Raw genomic sequence first — 8166 nt, forward strand, 5'->3', positions numbered from 1 at the left:
AAGGAGTGCTGTGGGTCCAGCGTCGGCGAGAACGTGACGATGCGCAGGACGTCCGCGCGCTCCGCCACCCATGGGACGTCCGGAGAGCGGCCGATGAAGGCCGCAGGGTGCGCGCCCCGCATGGCCTCGTCGATCCACGGTCCTTCGAGGTGCATCCCCAGGATGGCCGCGCCGGGCAGGGTGCGCCCCATGCCCCGGCGCACGGCGCGCACCGCGGCGTCGATCTCTCCCATCGGAGCGGTGACGGAGGTGGGCAGGAAGGCCGTGACGCCCTCCTTTGCCATGGCCAGGCTCAGGGCGTCTAGGGCCTCATCCGTCGCATCCATGGCGTCGTACCCCATGGCCCCGTGAACGTGTACGTTGACGAAGCCCGGCAGGACGTACCGTCCCCCGGCCTCGACGCGCTCCGCCTCGATCCCGTCGGTCCGGTCCTCAGGAAGGCACGCAAGGACCCTGTCGTCGAAGAGCAGGGCGTGCCCCTCCAGCATCGCGCCGTCCCACAATATCCTTTCCCCAGCCAGGAACTTCATGGCCCCCTCTCCCTTCTCGAACGCCCGCGCCCTTCGCTTGCGGGGCGTCGTTCGGTCGTATTATAGCGGGCGCAGGGTTACTTTTCAGGACTCGTTGTATTTTATGGTGCGTGGAACAGAAAAAGACGCTATACTTTCAAAATGCTTTCAGGTTTTCCGGCTCGACATTTTGCCTTGGAGGTTGGTTCGATGAAGCTGAACAATATCATGAAGCAGGCCCAGAAGATGCAGGCGCAGATGATGCAGATACAGGAAAAGCTGGCGGAGGAAACCGTGGAGGCCAGCGTGGGCGGCGGCATGGTGAAGGCCGTGTTCACCGGGAGCGGGGACCTGGTGGGGATACACATCGACCCTGAGGTCATCAAGCCCGACGACCGGGAGATGCTGGAGGACCTCGTCACGGCTGCGGTCAACGAGGGGCTGAAGCAGAGCAAGGAGCTGGCCGCCCAGAGGATGGGCAGCGTGACCGGTGCCCTCGGCGCCATGGGGCTCGGAATGTAGGCGGCGGCCTTGGACCCTATCGCGGACCTGATCCTGTCCTTCACGAAGTTCCCCGGCGTCGGAAACAAGAGCGCGAGGCGGATGGTCTTTTACCTTTTAAAGAGGGATTCTGCAGAGCTTCAGGACCTGGGGAGGCGCATCGCCACCCTGAAGGATGAGCTTTGCGTCTGCAGCAGGTGCGGCAACGTATCGAGCGGGGACCCCTGTCCGATCTGCAGCGACGCGCTGCGGGACCGGGAAACGCTCTGCGTCGTGGAGGACATCGACGATCTGGTTTCCTTTGAGCAGGCGGGGATCTACAACGGCCTCTACCACGTGCTGGACAACCGCGTTTCCCCCTTCGACGACGAGGACCTGAGCCCGGAGAGCGTGGATTCCCTCCTGTCGCACATTCGGGAGCTCGACGCGAAGGAGGTCATCATCGCCACCAACCCCCGCATGGAGGGAGACCTGACGTACTACACCCTCCTCGATGCGTTGAGGGGGGCTCCGGGGATGCGCGAGGGGATGAAGATCTCGCGCCTGGCCTTTGGCCTGCCTGTCGGCGGCTCCATCGAGTTTGCCGACAGGATGACGCTGCACACGGCGCTCGAGTCGCGCACGGCCGTGTCCACAGGGAATGGGAGCGGAGAGGAAAAATGAAGAGGTTTTCGTTCGTCATCGTGGCAGGGGGCAGCGGCAGCCGCATGGGGGGGGAGCGAAAGCAGTTCCGCCTCCTGGGGGGACGGCCGATGTGGCGGTGGAGCGCGGAGATGGCGGCCTCCATGGCGGAGGAGGGCATCGGGGAGATCGTTCTGGTCCTTCCCAGGGGCGAGGTGACCCCGCCGCCCTGGCGCCAGAGCGCCCGCATCCCGCTGCGCCTGGCGGGCGGCGGCGCCTCGCGGGCCGAGTCCGTCCTCAGCGGCCTTAACGCGGCGTCCTTCGACTACGTCATGGTCCACGACGCGGCCCGTCCCTTCATCAGCATCTCCCTGATGCGCCGCCTCATGGAGGAGACCAGCGAGGGCGTTGGGGCCGTCCCCGTCCTTCCGGCATCGGACGCCATCAAGCGAATCGACGGGGAGCGGGTGGAGGCGGTCGATCGCGATGGCCTCTACATGACCCAAACGCCTCAATCCTTCTACAGGCCGACCCTGATGGCCGCTTTGCGGGAACGCGGCCCCGCCGCGAAGGACGAGGCCGAGGCGTGGCTGGCCTCAGGCCTGGAGCTGCACTGCGTGGAGGGGGAGCGCCTGAACTTCAAGGTGACCTGGCCCGACGACCTGCACATCGCGGAGAGGATCGCGGAGGGGCGGCGCGCCCCCACCGTCCGGACGGGGCTGGGGTACGACGTCCACCGCCTGGTCCCGGAACGCCCGTTGATCCTGGGCGGCGTCCTGATCGAGGACTCCCCCTTGGGGCTCCTGGGACATTCCGATGCCGACCTGCTGGCCCACGCCGTCGCCGACGCGATCCTGGGAGCGGCTGGCTTGCCCGACGTCGGGACGCTCTTTCCCGCCAGCAGCGAGGAGTACCGGGATGCGGACAGCATGGAGCTCCTCAAGACGGCCGTGGACCTCGTCGTCGAGGCGGGGTGGACGATCGCCTGGGTGGATGCCGTGGTCCAGGCGCAGGTCCCGCGCCTCAGCCCCCACCTTGTGGAGATGCGAAAGCGACTCTCCGCGATCTTGAACCCGGATCTGCCCAACTGCGTCAGCCTCAAGGCGAAGTCCGCCGAGGGGACGGGGGACCCCGGCCTTGGAGGCTCCATGACCTGCTGGGCCTCCGCCACGCTGTACGGGGACGGGACAAGGTGATCCGTACGCGCTTTGCCCCCTCCCCGACGGGAGAGCTGCACATCGGCGGTGCGCGTACCGCGCTCTTTAACTTCCTGTGTGCCCGCTCCGCAGGGGAAGAAGGGCGCTTCATCCTCCGCATCGACGACACGGACGCGGAGCGCTCGCGGCCGGAGTTCGAGGCCGCGCTGATCGACGACCTGCGCTGGCTGGGGCTCGATTGGGACGAGGGGCCGGGCGTGCCCTCAAACACGAGTTGCCGGCAGAGCGAACGCGGGGCCCTCTATCGCCGCGGGATGGATCGTCTGAGGGCGATCGGGGCAGTCTACCCCTGTTTCTGCTCGGAGGAGCGGCTGTCCGCCCTGCGACGGGACCAGTTGGCGCGGGGAGAACCGCCGCGGTACGACGGGCGGTGCCGCAGGCTCACCCCTGAGGAGGTCGCCCGCCGCGTTGCCGGCGGAGAGCGGCCCTGCTGGCGCCTGGCGCTGCCGGACCAGAACCTCGCCTTCGACGACCTCGTCCGTGGGCGGCAGTCCTTTCCCGCCGGTTCGATCGGTGACTTCGTCCTTGAGCGGAACGACGGCACCGTGACCTACCTGTTCGCCTCCGCCGTGGACGATCACCTGATGGGTATCACCCACGTCATCCGGGGGGATGAACACGTCCCCAACACGGCGCGCCAACTCGCGATCCTGGACCGGATGGGATGGCCGCATCCGGCCTTTGCCCACATCCCCATGGTCCTCTCGCCGGACCGGCAGAAGCTGAGCAAGCGGACGGGCTCGACCCCCATTCGCGAGTACCGCGAACGGGGGTTCCTGCCCGAGGCCTTGATCGCCTACCTGGCGACGCTGAGCTGGACGCCGCCGGAGGGCGCGCCGCTGTTGGACCTGAGCCGTCTGCCGGCGTCCTTCTCTCTCTCGGCGATCGTCCGATCCTCGCCGGTCCACGACGAAGGGCACCTGCTCTACTGGCAGAGGCGGGCCATGGAGCGGCGGGGTGGAGCCCGGCTGGCCCTGGACCTCGCCGCCGCGACGCCGACTCTCTGCCCCTGCGCCGATCGCCTCGCGCCGCTGATCGAGGACATGCTTGAGGAGACGCCCTTCCTGCCCGACCTGCGCGACGCCCTTGCCTTTTTGACCCAACCTCCCGAAGGGGAGCGCTCTCCCTGGATGCCGGCCCTCGCCGCAGCCCTTGCGGGGGCGGAGGACTGGAGCCCGGAGGCCCTGAAGTCCGCCCTGGGCGCCTTCATGAAGGGACAGGGTCTTAAGGGGCGCGAGTTCTTCCACCCGCTGCGCCTTTTTTTGACGGGCGCCGACAAGGGGCCGCCACTGCCGCTGGTGCTGTTCGCCATGGGGAAGGAGGCGTGCTGTGCGCGCCTGAACGGAGGTTCTTGAGCATTCTGGTATAATGATGGAACGCAGAGGACCTGAAGGACGGTGAACGGCGTGGCGGGCGTCTACTCGCACAACAAGGTGTGTGACGCGGAGAACTGGGTTGGAGAACTGGAACTGGGCGGCTTTGAGCAGTACGTCCTCATCGATGAGGTCGTCGAGTTGCCCCCCTTCGAAGCCTACGAAGAGGCGATAGAAAACTTCTGGCCTGCGTTCATCGAGGACAGCAGCATCTAGTGTGGGCTTACAGGGCAGGAATCGCGAAGGGAAGACGTTTTTGACCTTTACATTTTCGTGGACAGGTGATAAACTCAAAAAGTTGTTGATGATCTAACAACTTGGTTTGGGTGTGAACAGGGCCTTGGGGCCCGCTGAAGTTTTAGATAAAATTTGAGTGAGGGAGTGTCTTTATGGCAACTCGGAGAGAACCCCGTTTCAAGCTGTCCCGCCACCTGGGCGTCAACGTCTGCGGCCACCCCAAGGCGATGAAGAGGGTGGACACCAAGAAGCCCGCCCGCGGCGGTCAGAAGGTGTCGCAGTACGCCCTCCAGCTGATGGAGAAGCAGAAGATCAAGGCCTACTACGGCATCCTGGAGCGTCAGTTTGCCCGTTACTTTAAGATCGCGAAGAAGAGCACGGAGATGACCGGCGTTGCCCTCCTGAAGAACCTGGAGTGCCGCCTGGATAACTTGGTCTACCGCATCGGCTTTGCCCGTTCCATCCGTCAGGCGCGCCAGATGGTGAGCCATGGCCACATTCTCCTGAACGGCGTCAAGGTGGACATCCCGTCCTGCAACGTCAAGGTGAACGACGTGATCAGCCTGAAGGAGAAGTCCCGCACGAACGAGACCTTCCAGAACAACTTCCAGGGGCTGGCCTCCTTCAGCGTGCCCTACCTTGAGAAGGACAAGAACCAGTTCAGCGCCAAGCTGATCCGGGAGCCTATGCGAGAGGAGCTCCCCATTGAGGTCAACGAGATTCTGGCGGTGGAGTTGTACTCGAAGTAGCCCGTCGATCGGAGGGGTGCCGCACTCCCGGTTTTGCGATCTATGGAATTTCTTGACATGGCGGCACGAGGCGGTATAATACGCCCAGTTATTGGCTTTAAACTTTATTGAGAACACTCTTATCAAGAGAGGTGGAGGGACTGGCCCGATGAAGCCCGGCAACCTGTCGAATCAGGTGCCAATACCAGCAGCCCGCAGGGCTGGATGATGAGAGGAAGAGAATAGTTTTTAACGCGCTCTTCCTTGTTTTGCGTGAGGGAGGGCGCTTTTTTGTGCCGCGAGGCGGCCCTGATTTTCGATAGGGAGGCAGAAACATGACAGATAAGGACAGGTTCATTTTTTCCTCGGAGTCCGTGACGGAGGGACATCCCGACAAGGTTGCGGATCAGATATCGGACGGCGTTCTGGACGCGATCCTGAAGGACGACCCCAACGGCCGCGTCGCCTGCGAGACGCTCTGCACCACGGGATTGGTGATGGTCTCCGGCGAGATCACGACCTCCACGTACGTGGACATTCCGAAGCTGGCCCGCGAGATCGTCAAGGAGATTGGCTACACCCGGGCCAAGTACGGCTTTGACGGCGAGACCTGCGCAGTGCTGACCGCCATCGACGAGCAGTCCGGCGACATCGCCCAGGGCGTGGACAACGCGATCGAGGTCCGCGACAAGCTCTCCAACGAGGACATCTCCAAGATCGGAGCGGGCGACCAGGGGATGATGTTCGGCTATGCGTGCAACGAGACGAAGGAGTTCATGCCCATGCCCATCGCCCTGGCCCACAACCTGGCGCGTCAGCTGACCAAGGTTCGGCGCGACGGGACGATCCCCTACCTCCGCCCGGACGGCAAGACCCAGGTTTCCCTCCGCTACGAGGGGCACAAGGCCGTTCACGCGGACACGATCGTCGTCTCCGCACAGCACCACCCAGAGGCCGGCCTCAAGGAGATTCGCGCGGACATCATCGAGCACGTCATCAACCCCATCGTTCCCGACGCCCTTCTCGACACGGACACCCGCATCTTCGTCAACCCGACGGGGCGCTTCGTAAAGGGCGGCCCGATGGCCGACACGGGGTTGACGGGGCGCAAGATCATCGTGGACACCTACGGCGGATGGATTCCCCACGGCGGTGGCGCCTTCTCAGGCAAGGACCCCACGAAGGTTGACCGCAGCGCCGCGTACATGACGCGCTATGCGGCGAAGAACGTCGTGGCCGCCGGCATTGCAGACAAGTGCCAGATCCAGGTGGCCTACGCCATCGGCGTGGCGGAACCCGTCTCCCTGAACGTGGAGACCTTCGGCACGAGCAGGATCAGCCACGAGAAGATCGTCGAGCTCATCCGCGAACGCTTCGACTTCCGCCCCGCCGCGATCATTCGGGACCTGGACCTTCGCAGGCCCCAGTATCGGGCCCTCGCCGCCTATGGGCACATGGGCCGCATCGACCTGCCGCACCTGCCCTGCTGGGAGAAGACGGACAGGGCAGAGGAGCTTCGCAAGGCTGCCGGACTTTAACGCGCCGACAAAGGGTTGGTAGACGGGTAGACGTGAGGGGACGCCGCAAGGCGTCCCTTTGATTAGGCATTAAGGCCTATTTACATAGACTATTCTTGAGTAATAAAATTGCTCACATGATGATCGATTCTTTGATTCCATCCAAGACGAGAATAAAGCTCCTTGTGAAGTTCTTCCTGAACCCGGATGTCACGTCCTACCTTCGTGGGCTGGCCGAGGAGTTTGGAGAGTCCACCAACGCCGTGCGGGTGGAGTTGAATCGGCTGTGCTCTGCGGGGTTCCTGGAGGAGGTCCCTGCCGAGGGGCGCAAGCGCACCTACCGAGCCTGCCGGAGCCACCCGCTCTTTCCGGAGCTGCATCGGATCGTGCGCAAGGTGCTGGGGATCGATCAGGTGGTGGAGGGGATCGTCCGGCGCATGGGCTCCGTGCGTGCAGCGTTGATCACGGGCGACTACGCCCATGGGATCGACAGCGGGATCATCGACCTGATCCTGGTGGGGACGGTCGATCGGGCGTATCTTGGCGAGCTTGTGGAGAAGGTGGAGAGCCTGATCTCACGGAAGGTTCGGGCACTCGTCCTGACCCCGGAAGAGTACGAGACCCTGCGCGGGACCCTGCGTCCCGAGGAGTCCCTGTTCGTCTGGGGCGAGCAGGATGGAGTTCTGCAGAAGCAAGTGAGGGATGCGGGGTAACATGACTGACAAGTCCACGGATGCCGGTTTCGACCTGATCATCGAGCCCAATCGAACGACGGGAGCCTTTTTCCGGGAGCTTCTGCGCTATCGGGAACTGTTCTATTTTCTGGCCTGGCGCGATATCCTGGTGCGCTACAAGCAGACGGTCATCGGCGTCGCCTGGAGCGTGATCCGGCCCCTCCTGACCATGGTGGTGTTCACCGTGGTGTTCGGCAGGCTGGCCAGGTTGCCCAGCGAGGGCGTGCCCTATCCCATCCTGGTGTTCTCCGCGATGCTGCCGTGGCAGTACTTTGCCAACGCGATGCAGGAGAGCTCAAACTCCCTGATAGCGGAGTCCCGCCTGATCAGCAAGGTGTACTTTCCGCGCTTGATCGTGCCGACCAGTTCGGTCATCGTGAGCGCGGTGGACTTCCTGATCTCGCTGGCCCTTCTGGGCCTTTTGATGTTGTGGTACGGCTTCGCTCCTTCCCCCGCCATCCTGTTGATGCCGTTCTTCTTCCTCCTGGCGACGCTCTCGGCGCTTGGCGTGGGCTACTGGCTCTCGGCCCTGAACGTGAAGTACCGGGACTTTCGCTACATCGTCCCGTTCCTGGTTCAGTTCGGCCTCTACGTCTCGCCCGTGGGGTTCTCCAGCTCCGTGGTGCCGGACCGCTGGCGCCTGCTCTACAGCCTCAACCCCATGGTCGGGGTGATCGACGGGTTTCGCTGGTGCGTTCAGGGGACGGCAAGCTCGCTCTACCTGCCGGG

At 64.0% G+C, this 8166-nt stretch carries 10 protein-coding genes and 1 riboswitch; of the genes, 9 read left to right on the plus strand and 1 reads right to left on the minus strand.

What is annotated here, in order from left to right; translation table 11 throughout:
• On the minus strand, nucleotides 1–530 hold a 530-nt coding region (locus SY1_RS10635), incomplete at its 3' end, for an amidohydrolase family protein (protein WP_208873767.1).
• Between the two features lie 189 nt (nucleotides 531–719).
• On the opposite strand from SY1_RS10635, the gene SY1_RS10640 reads away from it, so the two are divergent.
• The 9 genes from SY1_RS10640 to SY1_RS10680 all read left to right on the plus strand — a co-directional run.
• Nucleotides 720–1031, plus strand: a complete 312-nt coding sequence (locus SY1_RS10640; RefSeq protein ID WP_015557021.1) for a YbaB/EbfC family nucleoid-associated protein — start codon at nucleotides 720–722, stop codon at nucleotides 1029–1031.
• A gap of 9 nt (nucleotides 1032–1040) precedes the next feature.
• Nucleotides 1041–1673, plus strand: coding sequence for a recombination mediator RecR (gene recR, locus SY1_RS10645; RefSeq protein ID WP_208873769.1), 633 nt, complete (start codon nucleotides 1041–1043; stop codon nucleotides 1671–1673).
• On the plus strand, nucleotides 1670–2827 hold the full coding sequence (gene ispF, locus SY1_RS10650) for a 2-C-methyl-D-erythritol 2,4-cyclodiphosphate synthase (protein WP_015557022.1): 1158 nt from the start codon (nucleotides 1670–1672) through the stop codon (nucleotides 2825–2827). The genes recR and ispF overlap by 4 nt, the downstream gene beginning before the upstream one ends.
• Complete coding sequence (gene gltX / locus SY1_RS10655) at nucleotides 2824–4203, plus strand: glutamate--tRNA ligase (RefSeq protein ID WP_208873770.1); 1380 nt, start codon at nucleotides 2824–2826, stop codon at nucleotides 4201–4203. Before ispF ends, gltX begins: the two co-directional genes overlap by 4 nt.
• Nucleotides 4204–4254: 51 nt before the next feature.
• Complete coding sequence (locus SY1_RS10660; RefSeq protein ID WP_208873771.1) at nucleotides 4255–4437, plus strand: hypothetical protein; 183 nt, start codon at nucleotides 4255–4257, stop codon at nucleotides 4435–4437.
• Nucleotides 4438–4610: 173 nt separating this feature from the next.
• On the plus strand, nucleotides 4611–5207 hold the full coding sequence (gene rpsD, locus SY1_RS10665) for a 30S ribosomal protein S4 (protein WP_015557023.1): 597 nt from the start codon (nucleotides 4611–4613) through the stop codon (nucleotides 5205–5207).
• Between the two features lie 116 nt (nucleotides 5208–5323).
• A riboswitch (SAM riboswitch) is annotated at nucleotides 5324–5421 on the plus strand.
• A 100-nt stretch (nucleotides 5422–5521) separates the two neighbouring features.
• Entirely contained in the window at nucleotides 5522–6724 is a 1203-nt protein-coding gene (gene metK, locus SY1_RS10670) for a methionine adenosyltransferase (RefSeq protein ID WP_015557024.1), read from the plus strand.
• 95 nt (nucleotides 6725–6819) lie between these two features.
• Nucleotides 6820–7416 (plus strand): ArsR family transcriptional regulator, encoded by a 597-nt coding sequence (locus SY1_RS10675; protein WP_341524062.1) that lies wholly within the window; start codon nucleotides 6820–6822, stop codon nucleotides 7414–7416.
• Between the two features lies 1 nt (nucleotide 7417).
• A partial coding sequence (locus tag SY1_RS10680) for an ABC transporter permease (RefSeq protein ID WP_208873772.1) occupies nucleotides 7418–8166 on the plus strand: 749 nt, incomplete at its 3' end.

Origin of the sequence: Fretibacterium fastidiosum, from assembly GCF_000210715.1 — a bacterium.
Taxonomy (GTDB): domain Bacteria; phylum Synergistota; class Synergistia; order Synergistales; family Aminobacteriaceae; genus Fretibacterium; species Fretibacterium fastidiosum.